Source organism: Nonomuraea sp. NPDC049129 (assembly GCF_040648495.1).
In the GTDB taxonomy this organism is placed as follows: Bacteria; Actinomycetota; Actinomycetes; order Streptosporangiales; family Streptosporangiaceae; genus Nonomuraea.
On record NZ_JBEZDU010000004.1, the window covers coordinates 475,364 to 489,681 of the forward strand.

At 60.8% G+C, this 14,318-nt stretch carries 27 protein-coding genes and 1 pseudogene; 26 read left to right on the forward strand and 2 right to left on the reverse strand.

The window, feature by feature from the left end; genetic code table 11:
• Positions 1-7 precede the first annotated feature (7 nt).
• The 3 genes from thyX to AB0B64_RS14870 all read left to right on the forward strand — a co-directional run bounded on the left by thyX (position 8) and on the right by AB0B64_RS14870 (position 1,751).
• Positions 8-718 (forward strand): FAD-dependent thymidylate synthase, encoded by a 711-nt coding sequence (gene thyX / locus AB0B64_RS14860; protein ID WP_358177626.1) that lies wholly within the window; start codon positions 8-10, stop codon positions 716-718.
• The gene (locus AB0B64_RS14865) at positions 705-1,079 is read left to right on the forward strand and encodes a hypothetical protein (RefSeq protein ID WP_358177629.1); all 375 of its coding nucleotides are present in this window, start codon (positions 705-707) and stop codon (positions 1,077-1,079) included. Before thyX ends, AB0B64_RS14865 begins: the two co-directional genes overlap by 14 nt.
• Positions 1,080-1,319: 240 nt before the next feature.
• Positions 1,320-1,751 (forward strand): hypothetical protein, encoded by a 432-nt coding sequence (locus tag AB0B64_RS14870; RefSeq protein ID WP_358177632.1) that lies wholly within the window; start codon positions 1,320-1,322, stop codon positions 1,749-1,751.
• 145 nt (positions 1,752-1,896) lie between these two features.
• Here AB0B64_RS14870 and AB0B64_RS14875 read toward each other — a convergent pair whose 3' ends face one another.
• Together AB0B64_RS14875 and AB0B64_RS14880 are read right to left on the reverse strand one after the other, a co-directional pair.
• Positions 1,897-2,088: a hypothetical protein gene (locus AB0B64_RS14875; RefSeq protein ID WP_358177635.1), complete on the reverse strand. Its 192-nt coding sequence runs from the start codon at positions 2,086-2,088 to the stop codon at positions 1,897-1,899.
• Positions 2,089-2,425: 337 nt separating this feature from the next.
• A pseudogene (locus AB0B64_RS14880) lies at positions 2,426-2,821 on the reverse strand (transposase family protein); the annotation flags it as partial.
• A gap of 175 nt (positions 2,822-2,996) precedes the next feature.
• On the opposite strand from AB0B64_RS14880, the gene AB0B64_RS14885 reads away from it, so the two are divergent.
• From AB0B64_RS14885 to AB0B64_RS14995, 23 genes are all read left to right on the forward strand, one after another.
• A complete protein-coding gene (locus tag AB0B64_RS14885; RefSeq protein ID WP_358177638.1) occupies positions 2,997-3,212 on the forward strand; it encodes a hypothetical protein in 216 nt (71 codons plus the stop codon).
• Between the two features lie 97 nt (positions 3,213-3,309).
• Entirely contained in the window at positions 3,310-3,708 is a 399-nt protein-coding gene (locus tag AB0B64_RS14890; RefSeq protein WP_358177641.1) for a histone-like nucleoid-structuring protein Lsr2, read from the forward strand.
• Positions 3,709-3,742: 34 nt separating this feature from the next.
• A complete protein-coding gene (locus AB0B64_RS14895) occupies positions 3,743-4,390 on the forward strand; it encodes a hypothetical protein (RefSeq protein ID WP_358177643.1) in 648 nt (215 codons plus the stop codon).
• Positions 4,391-6,168: 1,778 nt separating this feature from the next.
• The gene (locus AB0B64_RS14900) at positions 6,169-6,492 is read left to right on the forward strand and encodes a hypothetical protein (RefSeq protein ID WP_358177646.1); all 324 of its coding nucleotides are present in this window, start codon (positions 6,169-6,171) and stop codon (positions 6,490-6,492) included.
• A 77-nt stretch (positions 6,493-6,569) separates the two neighbouring features.
• Positions 6,570-6,800, forward strand: a complete 231-nt coding sequence (locus AB0B64_RS14905) for a hypothetical protein (RefSeq protein WP_358177649.1) — start codon at positions 6,570-6,572, stop codon at positions 6,798-6,800.
• Positions 6,801-6,889: 89 nt separating this feature from the next.
• Complete coding sequence (locus tag AB0B64_RS14910; protein ID WP_358177652.1) at positions 6,890-7,180, forward strand: hypothetical protein; 291 nt, start codon at positions 6,890-6,892, stop codon at positions 7,178-7,180.
• A 133-nt stretch (positions 7,181-7,313) separates the two neighbouring features.
• Positions 7,314-7,508, forward strand: coding sequence for a hypothetical protein (locus AB0B64_RS14915; RefSeq protein WP_358177655.1), 195 nt, complete (start codon positions 7,314-7,316; stop codon positions 7,506-7,508).
• Between the two features lie 25 nt (positions 7,509-7,533).
• Positions 7,534-7,788, forward strand: coding sequence for a hypothetical protein (locus AB0B64_RS14920; protein WP_358177658.1), 255 nt, complete (start codon positions 7,534-7,536; stop codon positions 7,786-7,788).
• A 113-nt stretch (positions 7,789-7,901) separates the two neighbouring features.
• A complete protein-coding gene (locus AB0B64_RS14925) occupies positions 7,902-8,159 on the forward strand; it encodes a hypothetical protein (RefSeq protein ID WP_358177661.1) in 258 nt (85 codons plus the stop codon).
• Positions 8,160-8,334: 175 nt separating this feature from the next.
• Entirely contained in the window at positions 8,335-8,667 is a 333-nt protein-coding gene (locus tag AB0B64_RS14930; protein ID WP_358177663.1) for a hypothetical protein, read from the forward strand.
• Positions 8,668-8,789: 122 nt separating this feature from the next.
• The gene (locus AB0B64_RS14935) at positions 8,790-9,374 is read left to right on the forward strand and encodes a hypothetical protein (protein WP_358177666.1); all 585 of its coding nucleotides are present in this window, start codon (positions 8,790-8,792) and stop codon (positions 9,372-9,374) included.
• 1 nt (position 9,375) lies between these two features.
• Positions 9,376-9,624, forward strand: coding sequence for a hypothetical protein (locus tag AB0B64_RS14940; protein WP_358177669.1), 249 nt, complete (start codon positions 9,376-9,378; stop codon positions 9,622-9,624).
• Between the two features lie 2 nt (positions 9,625-9,626).
• Positions 9,627-9,869, forward strand: a complete 243-nt coding sequence (locus AB0B64_RS14945) for a hypothetical protein (RefSeq protein ID WP_358177672.1) — start codon at positions 9,627-9,629, stop codon at positions 9,867-9,869.
• Positions 9,866-10,135, forward strand: coding sequence for a hypothetical protein (locus AB0B64_RS14950; protein WP_358177674.1), 270 nt, complete (start codon positions 9,866-9,868; stop codon positions 10,133-10,135). The genes AB0B64_RS14945 and AB0B64_RS14950 overlap by 4 nt, the downstream gene beginning before the upstream one ends.
• A gap of 73 nt (positions 10,136-10,208) precedes the next feature.
• Complete coding sequence (locus AB0B64_RS14955) at positions 10,209-10,733, forward strand: antirestriction protein ArdA (protein ID WP_358177677.1); 525 nt, start codon at positions 10,209-10,211, stop codon at positions 10,731-10,733.
• Between the two features lie 84 nt (positions 10,734-10,817).
• Complete coding sequence (locus AB0B64_RS14960; RefSeq protein WP_358177680.1) at positions 10,818-11,228, forward strand: hypothetical protein; 411 nt, start codon at positions 10,818-10,820, stop codon at positions 11,226-11,228.
• Positions 11,229-11,423 carry a hypothetical protein gene (locus AB0B64_RS14965; RefSeq protein ID WP_358177683.1) on the forward strand — a complete coding sequence of 65 codons (195 nt, stop codon included), beginning with the start codon at positions 11,229-11,231 and terminating at the stop codon, positions 11,421-11,423.
• A complete protein-coding gene (locus AB0B64_RS14970; RefSeq protein ID WP_358177686.1) occupies positions 11,420-11,854 on the forward strand; it encodes a hypothetical protein in 435 nt (144 codons plus the stop codon). The genes AB0B64_RS14965 and AB0B64_RS14970 overlap by 4 nt, the downstream gene beginning before the upstream one ends.
• A 19-nt stretch (positions 11,855-11,873) precedes the next feature.
• The gene (locus AB0B64_RS14975; RefSeq protein ID WP_358177688.1) at positions 11,874-12,113 is read left to right on the forward strand and encodes a hypothetical protein; all 240 of its coding nucleotides are present in this window, start codon (positions 11,874-11,876) and stop codon (positions 12,111-12,113) included.
• A gap of 71 nt (positions 12,114-12,184) precedes the next feature.
• Positions 12,185-12,343, forward strand: a complete 159-nt coding sequence (locus AB0B64_RS14980; protein ID WP_358177691.1) for a hypothetical protein — start codon at positions 12,185-12,187, stop codon at positions 12,341-12,343.
• A gap of 83 nt (positions 12,344-12,426) precedes the next feature.
• Complete coding sequence (locus AB0B64_RS14985; RefSeq protein WP_358177694.1) at positions 12,427-12,690, forward strand: hypothetical protein; 264 nt, start codon at positions 12,427-12,429, stop codon at positions 12,688-12,690.
• A 98-nt stretch (positions 12,691-12,788) separates the two neighbouring features.
• A complete protein-coding gene (locus AB0B64_RS14990; protein ID WP_358177697.1) occupies positions 12,789-14,033 on the forward strand; it encodes a DUF3987 domain-containing protein in 1,245 nt (414 codons plus the stop codon).
• A gap of 78 nt (positions 14,034-14,111) precedes the next feature.
• On the forward strand, positions 14,112-14,276 hold the full coding sequence (locus AB0B64_RS14995; protein WP_358177700.1) for a hypothetical protein: 165 nt from the start codon (positions 14,112-14,114) through the stop codon (positions 14,274-14,276).
• Positions 14,277-14,318: the final 42 nt, after the last annotated feature.

Here is a 14,318-nt window from a genome sequence, read left to right on the forward strand (position 1 = left end):
GAATCGCTTGGACGTCCATCTCATCGCGTACACCAAGTTCAACGACAAGCTGTTCGAGTGGCTGACCGGCTTCCAGACCGAGGCCGCGGCCACGTCCGTGGACGCCCTAGCTGAGGCCGCAGGCCGTCAGTGTTACGAAGCATGGGGGCGGAGAAACCCGGCCACGTCCACCAACCAGGGCTACCTGGCCAACATCATCGACCACCAGCACTACTCCGTGCTGGAGCACGCGAGTGCGACCTTCCTCATTAGAGGTGTCAGCCGGACACTTCTGACCGAGTTGAACACTCACCGGCTCTTGTCCCGCTCCGTTCAGAGTCAGCGCTATGTGCACCAGGAGGGGCGCGAGGTAGTCATCCCGCCCGCCCTGCGGGGAACCGTCCACCGACAGGCCCTGGAGGACTTCCACAGACAGGCCGAGGAGCTGTACGTCCAGGTGCGCAACGACCTGGCCGAGCAAGGTATGCCCCGTAAGAAGGCCCGTGAAGCGGCCAGGGCCTTCCTGCTCAACTCCCAGCCGGTTGACATGATCGTCACCGGCAACATGCGAACGTGGCGAGAGATCATCGCCAAGCGCCATCACGTGGCGGCCGATGCCGAGATCCAGGAGCTGGCGCACGAGCTGCTCAACTGGCTCAAGTCCCTGGCCCCCTTCTCCTTCCAGGACTTCGACCGCGAGCCGATCGGCAACGAGGAGATCAGGCGTGCCGCTGCTTGAGCTGCTCTCGGAATACCCCAAATACGTCATCGTCGAGGAGGAGCCCTTCGTGCAGACCTACTACGGATACCGCCCCATGTTGGAGCCGACGACGGCTGCTGAGCTGGCCAAGAAGAACGCCGCCGAGGCCAAGGGTCACCTCGATCTCTTGGTCAACCAGGTGAGGACCCTGGATTTGGAGAACGCAGAGCTGAAGTCGAGGGCGGCACTGACCAACAGGCGGGATCTCCATGCCAAGGCCAAGCGTCACCTGGAGCGTTACCGCAAGAAGCTCCTCCAGGCGGAGGGGAAGGGAGACCGGAGCTCCGCGGCCGTGATGGACCAGCGCATCAAGGCGCTGGAAGCCCTGCTCGAAGTCTGAAAGGCCCCACTTGAAGCCTCCTCAGTACCCCAGCCTCTTCAACGAGAAGGAGTTCAGCCGCATGGAGAAAGTCTCGAAGGCCGTCGGAGCCCTGGTCGCCCTCCTCCTCATCTTCCTCCTCATTACTGCGGGCCTCGTCGCCGGCATTGCTTTCTTCTTGAGGACAGTCTTCTGACCGGAGTTGTACTCCGGACAGGACGATCGGTACCTTTCTTGGACAAACTCCGTGAAAGGTGTCAAATGTCCCGGAAGAAGCTTCTCTCCCTGGCCGGCAGCGCAATCGCGCTGCTGGTCCTCGGGGTGGCTGTGTTCATCGCCTGGCCCTCTACTCCGTCTAGCGCGCAGGACTTCATCGAGGCGCTGAAGAGTGAGGGCTACGAGTGCCAGGATCAGCCGTCGAAGACGGTGTACTCCGCTAGCTGCGGAGAGGCGCACGCAGCCTACTTCAAGACCTGGGACCACGTCCTGGACTACCAGCAGAGCTGGTTAGACACCACCCGGGAGTTCGCCCAGTACCCGCACTACGGCAACAGGACTCCGGAAGCACTCGGCGGCAGTGAGGCTCCCTTATGGGAGGTCATCTGCACCAGCAGAGTATGTGCTAAGGCCGCCGAGGCTGCCGGATGGAAAGACATCCGAGTCGTCAAGCTGGGCGATCCCTGGAAATCCTGAGTCGCCAATCAGAGCCTCCGCTAGCCGGAGGCTTTTTCATGCCCGCAACCAGGAGAAATGTGAATCTCTACTTCTACAGCCTCTCCCGCGGCCCATGCCGCTCGATCAGTCCCAAGGTGGATGACGGCTACTTGCCCGTCTTGGGCTAGGACTTCTTCCCGAATTCCCTCACGAACTGAACGAGGCCGATCACGGCACCTCCTGCGCTGAACAGCGCAAGGCTGCTGGCGGAGAAGACCGTTACCCCATCGGCCCCCAGCAGGTCCAGCACGATTCCCGTAACCAGGGCTGCGATGAGCCCCACAGCAACCGCCAGCCCTGCAATCAGCGCGCCCATCTTCTACCTCCGTTGAGATCCATGCCGTTCAGGAGGCTCGACCATAGAGCTGAGCCCAACTATGGATGCAAGCCCCGGTTGAGGCTGCCTGAAGGATTGCGTGAACCAGCAGGTCAGCGAGTGAACGAGCGAGATTCTGGGTTAGCGCGCGCTGCGAGTTCAAAGCCTCACAGGTCGGAACCGGGATGGCCAATACCGCAAAGGTCGCAGTTGGCTAAAAACGCCCCATAACGGTTGAAAAAAAGGTGCAAAAAGGTGCAACTGGTGCAAAACTCGAGTTAACAATACCGTACGGTATTGCTAACTCAATGTAGCCTCGTGCGGGCTGGACGATGCGATGGTTCTGAAGGACGGCAATGGCCTTACAGAGGTGGCCGGCCTTGGACGGGCTGCAGCGTAGCTTGCGGAGAATCTTCCAGTCCTTCAGCTGGGCGTTCGCGCGTTCGCCGGGTCCGCGAAGCTTGGCGTGGGCGCGGTGGGCCCGCTTCTGGGACTCGGGCTTGTCCTTGCCCTTGTACGGGGGGTGAGAACCGGCCCCTTGATACGCCTTATCCGCCAAGGTGACGATGCCCACCTGCTCCAACGCCCGCAGGATGCCCCAGATGCGGGCGGCACTCAGATCATGGGCTTTGCCGGGCAAGGCTCCGGATGTCCACAGGATGGTGCCGTCCGGGGAAGCGATGACCTGCACGTTCATGCCGTGCACCCGGTGCTTGCCGGAGAAGTAGGGCCGTCGTCCTCGACTCCATGGGGGACATCTGGGCGCGCGGTGACGGCGACACGTGGCACTGCGCCATCGACGGAGATAACGGGAGCGCCTGGGTCTGGGACGACCTTGTCTCTGACCCGAGCCTGAGCCCTCTCAGGCTCATTTACCCCGGCCTCGACGAAGACCAGGAGGTCTGAGCATGGCAATCGCGACTGCCCTGGGCACCTGCCCCACGTGCAAGCAGGAGACCTTCCCGGCAGAGCCTCCCTTGGAGAGCGTCGTTCTGGATCGCGACAAGGAGGCGTGGCAGAGCCGCGAAGACGGCTGGGACGGCATCGACTCGACCTTCCAGGACTACACCTGGCGCGAGCTGCTCCACGCGGCTGGCCCCGTGACCGTCCTCTACACCTCGTAAAAAGAGAAAGCCCCCGCCCTCGTGGCGGGGGCTTTCTCTTCTTTCTGCTGCACGGCGTGGTTGTTACACTCCACCGGGGCACGAAAGGGGATCTTGGATGGCCGAGAAGGTGATCACCGTCTGCGATTGGCACGACGGTAAGGATGTCGAGGCCGGCAACCACAACGAGTGGACCAACCACCTCGGCAAGCGTCGGAAGAACGACCTCTGTGACGACCACCAGAGGAAGTTCCTCGCGGCTTGGGAAGCCGTCGAGCGGGGTTCCAGGCCAGTCGAGGTCGAAGAGATCTCCACGAGGGCTCCTCGCAAGAGGCCCTCGGTCAGGGTCAAGGCCAAGGCCGGCCCGAGCGAGCAGCAGATCATCAAAGCTTGGGCCAAGCAGCAGGGGTACAAAGTGGCCACGGGTGGCCGGGTGCCGTTCAACATCGAGCTGGAGTGGAAGAACGCCGGACGTCCCAACGTCCTGGAGGACCCGCAGGCGCCGCCCGTATCCTGAGTCGCCGCTCAGCGTGATCGGTCACCAACGATCTGTGATCGAACTGATATATGGGATAGGTGTTAAACCAGGTATAAAAACGGACATGACCAAAACCCCCAAGCACATGCCGAAGGGTCCGTCAAAGCACGGCCCAGGGGACCCCCTCCGACCCACCGGAGACCTTGAGGTCCTGACGCACCCCTCCTCGGGCGTTCACGTGATTCGTCAGGAGTACTCGGATGGATACATCTACGAGTACATGATGCCCAAGGGCCTCGAACTGGATCCTCGGGAGCAGCACACCATCCCATTCGCCACTGCGAAAATCCTCAGGACCTATGAAGAGGGTGACTTCACCTTCATCGCTGTCTGGGTACCCAACAGGGAGGCCGGCGTGTACGAGAAGGCATACCAGAAGGCCGTAGGCTTACCTGATTTCGAGTACGACGCCGGCCCAACGGGCGACCTTGAGGTGCTCCACGAGGATGCACACGTACGAGTCGCCCGAGAGCGTTACTCCAGCGGCTGGGTATACCTCGTCGAGCTACAGCTTGGCTTCCCATGGCCGAGCTTCTTCCTGGTTCCCTCTCTGACGCCCACCAGAACGGCGCCGATTGTCTCGATCGAGTCCTCGGGCACGGCCTTCCTGAGCAAGTTCTGGGTCTCCAATAGCAGCCAGTACGCCCCCGTCGAGCGCTGACCCGTCCATTCCCGGGGTAATTGTGCAGAAAATGGGAAGAAACCTACGCGATTCGCTCATCCTGTCGGTGGAACGTTGTAACTTCCTAAGTATGCCTATGAGCCCCTTGGGTGGCCCGCAGCATCACGGGCCACAAGACCCTCTCAACCCTCTTGGGGAGATCGAAACCTTGACTGATCCCGCGCCAGGGATCGAGTTGGTGCGTCAGCAGTACGCCGACGGCTACATCTACGAGTACAGGCTGCCCAGAGGGGCCGTCGTGGGGCTATCAGGGATCCAGGCTGACGCGCCATTCGTCAGCGCAAGGGTTCTCAGGGCCTATGAAGAGGGCAATATCAGTTTCATCAGCGTCTGGGTGCCGACTGAGTGGGCTGGCCGAAGCTCTCTCGTCGCCTGATCTGCTGAAAATTCGAGGGCAATTTCGGGGTCCGCGGTGAAGACCCCGGCTGGAGCGTCACATGACCCCGTTCCGGGGCCCCAGAGGGGCCCTGTGAGCGGGGTTTTTGGCGTCTAAGACCGGAACTGCCAACCTGGTCGCGATAGGCTTAGAAGGGCTCTTAACGGTGTCTCAGACTCGTACTTACTCGGAGGAGCCAGACCCCCCGGGCTCGCGCGCAGGCACATGTATGCATCCCCCCACCCCTGCCTGACCTGGGCAAACGCCCGTGACCAGGCCAAATGTGAGCCACCAATGCAAGAAGTAAGAAAGCCCAGCTCACAGGGGGTTCTTACTTCTTTCTCACTACACAGCACATGTCGCGCGCTCTCACTCATCATGCCCTTGACCTGCACTAACACCAGTCATTGTGCCTTTGACCTGCACTAATGCCTCAGCACTGTGCCTCACTCTGTGCCCTAGGCCCTAGCCCTGTGACCAGCACTGTTGTGTGTGCCTACCTATCCTGACCTGCACTAACGCAGACCAGTCCTTGCCCGATCTGGCAGGGCAGTGAGGGGTAGTGCCAGTGGGCCATAAGCCCAGTTCAGAGCGCCATTTACAGTCTCTGCCAACCTCGTGTTTGACGTAGCTGCCAACCTCGTGTTCTACTGGTGGCACACCGCAGGACGGACCGCCAGTACGGGGGGCCCGACCAGCGGGGACGCACCGCAAGAGGGGCCGCACTACCGGGCCAACCGAGCGGGGGGCGTTGCGAGAGCTGCCAACCTCCTGTGGGCTGGCAACACCGCAGCACCGGGGCGGACTACGACGAACCTGCCAGAGTGTGGGGGAGTGGCCCAAAGTTCCCGACAAGCGGAAATTGCCAACCTCATAAGAGTGTGGCAGGCTGGAGCACAGCACGGACCGCCCAGCACAACCGGGCGGGGAGCACCACCCAAGACCCTCCTCACGGGGGGCAGGCGGGCGAGAGTTGCCCGCCGGTGACCCTCACGGCCTCACCCGAATGCGACGGGAGGGGGCGACGGTAGGCCCTCGACACAGAGGCCGCTCGTCAGCGTTGCTTGAGAACTCAATAGTGGAGATTGAGCCTGACTCAACGGTTCGGAAACCGAGAGAGGCCAAGCCCGGCAACACAAAAAGGCCGGTGGGATCCTGATCAAGGTCTGGGGGTACTTGCGACCTGCCCAGCATGGATCTCACCTTGGGCCGGGTACGGCTGCGCTGAAAGATACGTCGCCTTAGGTCCGAGCAAGAGGGGATATGGGGGATGCTACCCCCAGCTAATGGCAAGAGATCTCGAAATGGACACACCACCGCTTCGGCGGTGGCTCTGGGATCACGGGAACGTGGTCCTTGGGTCACAACCAAGGAGGTAGGTATGCGCAAGACGATGGCTGTCATGGTGCTGGGGTTTGCGGGCCTGCTGTTCGGGGGCCACGCGGATAAGTCATCTGCGGATTCGACTGCCCAGATTCAAGAGGTTGGCAGTCTCAAGGTGGCCTACGCCGCTCATGGCAAGGTCAAGCAAGAGGCGTTCTGGGCCAAGAGCTACAACCACCCCCACGTGATCATCTGCGTCAAGAAGGGCGACAAGTCCGAGGCGGTCTACAAGATCGCGAAGTACGCCAAGGCTCATCGCAAGCTGGGCTACTACTGGGGCGGTTCGGCCGACACGAAGTACGACAAGCTCTGCAACCGGTAGAGCACCAACACCGCCACCAGGCGGTGGCCTTGGGGCCCGCAAGTGGGCGGGCCCCTGGGTCACAACTGGAGGTACACATGCTCGACTTCAGCTACAACGCATACCCAGATGGTGAAGGGCTGCTGATGCTCGACGGGCTGGGTTCAATGCGAGGCAAGACCGTGGTGATCGAAGGGTCGCACGTAGCCTTTGCGATCCTCGGCGACGAGTACAAGTTCGTGGGCAACGCCGAGGACAAGTGGGCCGCGTTCTCCCTGATCGAGCGCTGGTACGACTCGCAGGAGAACTACTACAAGGCGTTCGCCTGACCAGATTAATGAGGTTGGTAACACCGCCGCCCGGCGGTGGTCACAGGGTCACACGTGGGTGTGGCCCCTTGATCGCAACGGGAGGTTCGATGGACAACGCTAAGGCCAAGGTGATCAGCTATGTGGAGCTGGACAAGGTCCACCAGGCGCTGCCCCAGGCATCCAAGCACGCGGTAGAGCAGCTCTGGGAAGGTGCGACCACCTACGTCTGGGGCTTCCAGGACGGTGCAGGTGAGGCTCAGGACACTAACGAGTCATGGCTCTTCGGACTGGCGTACTGGGAGCACGCTCTGAACTTCGCCACCGAAAAGCACCACTGCCGGGTCAGCATTCCCATCGCGTTCAAGCGCTGGCGTGAGTGCGGAGAGATCAAGAGCTAGGTAGGACACCGCTTCGGCGGTGGTCCTGGGGTTCGCATCTGGCGAGCCCTTGGATCGCAACCGGGTCAATCGGCCGGCGCCCATGGGTGAGGTGTGCCCTCATCCATGAGGTTGGTAACTGAAAGGGGTAGGCGTGATCGGGTTCGGTAGCAACGCCATGCGTGGGACGACCATCACCGAGGGCGAGGTCATCATCGGGTTCACGGTGAAGGCTGGGCGTTACTACGCGGCGTACAAGGTCAAGGGCAAGAACTGGACGGGCATCGGGACGTTCGACACGAACAAGCAGGCAGTCAGCAAGATCATGGCCCGTCGTCACGCGGTTTAGGCTGCCCACATCTAGGAGGTTGGCAATGATCGGTACGAGTACAGACGTCGTCCTGAAGGCTCAGATCCCGAACCGGGGTCTGTTCCAGATCTCCACGAGGACGCTCGATCTGATGATCACGAGGTACCTGCCCGCAGACCTCCCCGAGCTGTGCGCCGAGATTGACAGGCGCTGGCGTGAGGACCTGGGCCAGCCGTTGGAGATCCCCGCCCGGTACGAGGTCCACACGATCACGGAAGCCCTGTTCATCCTGGCTGAGCTTGACGGGCTGGGCCTCTAACACCACCAGCCTCTAGGCCGGTACAGCTCCACGAGCTGTGTCCGTACCCATCGAAGGAACCTAGGGGCACCCACCGCGGATTCACCAACAACCACAAGCACAAGGAGACATCCATGCTCGGTATCAAGCCCAAGGGCTGCCTCTTCGACCACAGCAACATCCGCTACCAGCACATCGACTCGGGCCTGTACGAGGTCCAGCAGGCCGTGCGTAGTGGCGAGAGCCGCAAGGTCATCCGATGGGAGCACATCGGATCCGTGGCCAAGGGTGAGGACGGTTGGGAGATGTCCCCGGCCGGGGACATCGAGTGGCTCCCCGGCTTCAAGTCCAGGGCTCTCGCGTCCGACTACCTCATCTCGTGGACCGTCTGAGAGGTACGGACATGCTGAACGGTACGCCGCTGGACGAGATTCCCCACGCCGACTACCCACACGAGGCTGGTCGGCTCTACGACTGCTTCCGATGCGAATCGGAATGCTTCTGCACCGGCCGTCCATGGGACACAGAGTGCATCTTCTGCGAGCTACTGAGCGAGAGGGTCTAGCCATGCTGATCGAGGCCAACAAGCGCACCATCAGCTACTACGACGAGAACGGCGAATGGATGGACGGGGATTCCCGTCTGATCGAGGAAGAGTGCGTCCCAGACTTCACGCTCGTGGATGACGACCGAGGGATGATCGACGCCATTCAGCACTTGCGGCGAATGGAGAGCTTCGAGTCGTCCATTCACCCCGTGTCAACTCACGTAAGGGAATGGGACTGGCTCACGGGCCGGTACGAGCACCCCTACGAGAACACCGAACTGGAGACCACGGTCCGTATCCACGACACCGACGACATCACTCGGGGAATCATCTTCGCCGCTGTGACGGCTTAACGCTGCCCAGATTCAAGAGGTTGGTAGCTCCTAGCCCGCTTTGACAGGGGAGTAGCGCTTCAAACGCGACTAGGGGCACTCGCATTCGTCTCCACATTCACAGCACGAAAGGCGGCGTTGCCGTGCTCATTTCCATCAACCCTGATCCTGAGACCTTCCAGCGATACGTACGCAATGTGGTCGCGGTCTGGGATTCTGCGACTTCGGAACAGCTCAACCAAGGCTTGCACTGGTATCGCTCAGCGAACCAACTCGCTTACATGATCTCAGACGGTCACGTCCGTAAGGGTGCAGGTGTCATCGCCGCACTCAGCGCGAATAAGCGCTGGTCCACGAATGTGGCTCTGGCCACGAGGGCATTCGAATCGGGTAAGCCGTCGGGGCACTTCAACGATGCGCTTGATAAGGCCGATCGCATCATGGCCGGTGAGGATCCGGAATCGGTTCTCCCGATGGATATCAAGACTGGCCAGTTCTTCAAGTGCATCGCCAATCCGCGTGATTCGTGGGCGGTTTGCATTGACCGGCACGCCCATGACATCGCGGTTGGTATGCGGTATGGGGACAGCGCCCGTGGCCTTTCCTCGCGCAACCGCTACGCCATGCTCGCGAGCGTTTATCGCAAGGCCGCCGATTGGGTCGGGTATCTCCCGCAAGAGATACAGGCCGTGACCTGGGTTACCTGGATCGAAAGCAGGGAGAACTGAAATGGCTACCACCACCGTACGCCCCATTTACGAGATCGCGTCGGACATTCGGGCCGAGTGGAAAAAGGTCTACTTCGGCGCGGCGCCCTACCTGGACGCCATGTCGGAGCTGAAGGAGGTCACGGATATGTACTACGCCGACGATGCGGATTCCATCATCCGCTATTTCCTGTCCAACGCGGCCACTTTCCGTGGCCCACGTGCCAAGGAAATCAAGGCCGAGCTCAAGAGCATGATCGGAGTGAAGTGAAAATGCGCAAACTTATCTCGCGTATCGCCAGGATTCTCATTAAGCAATTCCCCGACGAGGCGCTTTGTCTGGTGCTCAACCGCATTCAAGACGTCGTATTCCGTGAGGAATGCAGCACATACGCCTGCGGAAACGAAATGCGCTGCGCCATATGCAGCGCGGTGCTCTACGAAATCGAGGACCAAGACTGGCTTGAATGCATGGTCGCAAAGGCGTTCGATCACAAGTGCGCGGAGTCGAAATGAAGCTGGCGAAAATCGAATGGATCGACGGAGATCAGAACCCGTCGATCGCAATCGACGAGCTCGGACGGAGCCGGAACGGCGACTACACATACTCTCTGCGTACGTACACCGTTGAGGCGCTCCCATTATTCGAGATTGAGAAGGCGGCGTATTACTTCCTGCGTCGGAGCCACCCGAGCGGAAACGTCTGCATCACCAACTCATTCAAGAGCGAGAAACTAGCGAAAGCCGTGCTAGAGGCACTCGCAGCCGGAGACATTTTCTGATCGGAAAGGTTGGGCTTGGCGCCCTTCGGGGTGTCTTACCGAGCAATTCTGCTCGCACGAGAAGGGGCTATGAATGACCACTGCGACCATTCTCAAGGAATCCACTCTCACGGTTCACTTCTGGAACCTCGCGGCGTACGTCAACGGACGCCTGGTTGGCGACTGGGTTGACCTGGACGCATGCGCCGACTACGACGAATTCACTCAGCAAGTGGACAAGGTCACGCTGAACGCCGAGGAGGTGATGGTCTCCGAGCAGGAGTCGGATTTCGGGATCAAAATTCCCCAGTTCATGAGCCTTGCTGATATCTGGTATGCGCATCAGATGCTCTCCGAAATCGGCGAGAACAATCGTGAGGCATTCGGTGACTATCTCGCTTACTACGGCGGTCTGGATTATCTAGACCAGGCTATGCGGGATTTCGATGACCACTACTGCGGGCGGTGGGATTCCATCGAGGATTACGCCTGGGATTACGCCGAGGACGCATATCCCGACCTTGCGAAGGTGCCTCCGGGCTTCAGGGTTGAAATCGACACCGTCGCATGGGAGTGCGACCACTGGCGCTCTGATAACGGCCACGTATTCAGCAGCTAGTCCGTTTGGATACGGCGGGCAGCTCGTCTGCCCGTCCTATCGAGCCTGGCTAGTTACTTCCTTCTACATCTCCAAGGACTCACCATGCACATTTACAGAGTGGCGCACAAGACGCACATGAACGGGAAGCTTCCCGCCGGTCCGTACGTCAGGCGCTACGCCATTCTCGGCGCGGACATCGTGAAGCGTCTGGAGTGGATGTATGACCTCCACGCGGGCAGCAGCCATTCTGGGCCCCAAAATGACCCGCTCCTGCAATACACGATCTTCTCCTGGGAGCGCTGCGGATTCGACTCCCTCGACAACCTTTACCGCTGGTTCGAGCACTTCACCGAGGACCTTCACGAGTGCGGTTTCCGCATCTACGTGTACGACGTAGCCCGCGAGGCCGTTCGCGTCGGCAAGAACGGCCAAGCTCTCTTTGCCGAGGATTGCGCCTCCGAGTTGTACGTTGCCGACTTTGACCTCAATTACACCCCTGGAAAGGCTGTCTGAATGGAACTCACGGTTAACCAGAAGATCTCGCTGAGCCTGGCTCTGAAGGCGCGTATCAATCACCTGGAGAGCCTGAACCAGGAGGACGAGTACATCCGCGCCGTGCTGGCCGAGTGTCGTGAACTGTACGAGCTCCTCGACAACACCAAGACGGTCGCTATCGAATTCTGGTCCGACTACGTGGTGGCGGCATGATCGAAGGCTACCCATTCGACGAGCCTGACTTCCTCGACATCGAATGCTGCGACAAGACGGACTGCCCCGGCACCTGCGACTACTGCGGGTTCAGTAAGTGCTCCAAGGCTGATGACAACAACCGCTGTGACGGAAAGGGAATGTGCGACATGACCATCACCACCACCAACCTGAACGAGCTCCCCTCGGCCCTGGCGGGCCTGGCCAACGTATTCGGTAACGTCCACGTCGCCCACGACACCGGCTGTCGCTTCACCTGCAATGAGGCTGACTCCCTGGCGGCAGTGCTTGTGGCTGCCGGGTATCGGGATGCGGCTATCACGTGGCTTGAGGGCCACGTGATAGCCGATGAGGCGGACGACCTGCACTTGGACGTAGACGAGGGCGTGGATATCGACATCCCCGCGTACGTCGATGCCCTCGTGGCCTGAGAGCGAATAGGAGATCGCAATGCAGGGTGAGCTCAAGACGTTCACGGTGACGGTTTCCGGGTCCGAGCGTGAAGACGGAGAAGCGCCTTACGTCTGGGCCGTGAGTGCGGAGACGCCTTGGCAGGCCCTGTGCAAGGCCAAGGAGATTCACGCGGACAGTCAGGAAGAGGAATTGGAGAACCTCGTGGTCGAGGAGCTCTTGATGGGCCTACCGCCTGAAAACTGCGGCTACCACTGGAATGACATGCGGACCCAGTAGCGGTTGGGCCTGGCCCTCTTCGGAGGGCCTTACCGAGCTTCTACAAATCAGCCGGCGACCAAGGGAGAGGTATGCCCTTCAGCATCAAGATCAACGAGCACAGCAACGACATCGGGGACTGGTGTCCCTGGTCCGGTACAGCGGCCACCGAGGACGACCTGCACGACGAGGATTTCGCCTGCCCTGCGCTGTGCGCCGATTCCGGCGTCGAGGAGGAGAGAGAGCTGTGATCCAACGAGATCTCGATGACGGGACGTACGCCTCGTATGACGAGCCGGTTTACCCAACGATCGCCGAGATGGATGAGGGGCGCATGACTATCACTGAGAAGGACCGCCAGGACTACCCGTACATCATCGCGAACAGCCTCTACTACGGCTCGTATGAGTACTGGACTGTGGATCAGATCCGGCTCGCCCGCGAGCACAACGTACCGCGCACTACTCACCGAATCGAATACATCCAGCGCAGAGACGAGGTCAAGGTCTGGGACATCCTCGATGCGGCGCCTGAGTTCAAGCGGAAGATCAAGGAGGAGATGCACTTTCACCAGCTCGACCATTCAGAACTCGGCTAGGTAGCGGTTGGGTTCGGGGCCCTTCGGGGCCCTCTGCCGAGCTTCTACTTCTTTCTTCTTCATACAAGCACGGAGGTCTATTCACCATGTCTGAAGTCATGAGTAACCGGGCACCGGTCGCCGATCCGGTGATGTTCACCGGCCCGATCGGCAAGATGGTTGACGAGCTGGACCAGTACACCGAGGGCTCGAAGGTCGGTGTCCTGGTGACACTGTTCGCTGGCCTCTCGGCAGCGGTAGGCACCTTGCCGCGCGTTGGCACGGGCACCAGGAAGATGCCTATGAGCTTCTGGCCGGTGCTCGTCGGGGCTACCGGCCGGGGCCGTAAGGGCACCGCCACGGCGATTGCCATGAAGGTCATTGAGTCTGGGCTTGGGGACTTCGCTGAGCACAGCTTGGTCTACGGGCTGCCCGCCACTGGCCTGGGTTTCGCCAACGAGTTGCACGAGCGGAGCGTCCGCGGCGTGGCCTTGCCGACGATGTTCGTCGAAGAGGAGATGGACACCTTCGTCACCAATGCGAAGAGGGACACCAAGGTAGGTGTCTACCTCCGCAAGGCATGGGATGGCGCGAACATCAGCCACCGCACCAGCCAGACGGACCTCATGGTCAAGAAGCCCCACGTGGCCATCGTCGGCCACATCCAGCCCAAGAACTGGGGGGCCATCAGCGGATCTAAGGACGCCACGGGCGGCACGTACAACCGTTTCTTCCCGGTCTGGGTCGAGCAGTCGAAGAAGCTGCCCGTCTTTGCCCTGGTAGACCCCAGCGAGCTGATCGAGAAGCTGGGCAACCGCCTCCGGCAGATCGTCAACTACGCCAGCGAGGTTTCGGACCTCACGGTCCCGGATGACGTAGCCAAGATCTTCGAGGCCAAGCACCGCGAGATCTGTGATGCGTTGACCACTGGCTCGGAGGAACTCGGCCAGTACACCGAGAGGGCCATGGCGTACATGATCCGGATCGCGGGGTTGTACTGCCTCGCGGACAAGCGCGAGGTCCTCAAGGTCCAGGACTTCGATGCCGCTCTGGCCCTGGTGCAGTACATGGTCGAGACGGTCACCTACACATTGCCCGAGGCCGAGGCCACCGGCAACGACATCCCCGCCCGGGTCATCGCGTTCATCCAGGAAGCCGGAGACGAGGGTGTGACCTCGTCCGAGGTCAAGCGGAAGTTCCAGCGGACGCCTGCGGCCGAGGTCAAGGCGATCGTTGATAGCTGCCCATCGATCCAGGCCCGTCGTATGCGGTCCGAGGGTGGGCGCCCGGCGACGCTCTACGTCTGGGTTGAGAGCGCCTCGGACGAGGTCTCCGAGGACGAGCTGGCCGACATCGCCGCCTGACGCTGACTCTGCTCACCGGGCTCTGTCCGGTGGGTGGGGCCTCCGTCTGGAGGACCTGGCCATCCCCAAGGAGAGCGCGTGTACATCGATCAGGACGATACTTCGATCCCCGAGCCGTTCAAGGTCTCGGACAGCTACGAGATCGAGTTCGAAGGCTACGCCGATGGTCTGTTCGAGCAGGTGACCGTATCCATCCCGATGGACGTCTGGGAGGACTTCAAGAAGAACGTCGTCAACGCCTGACCCAGCCGTAGGACTCCGCCCCGGCCGGCCTCGGCCGGGGCT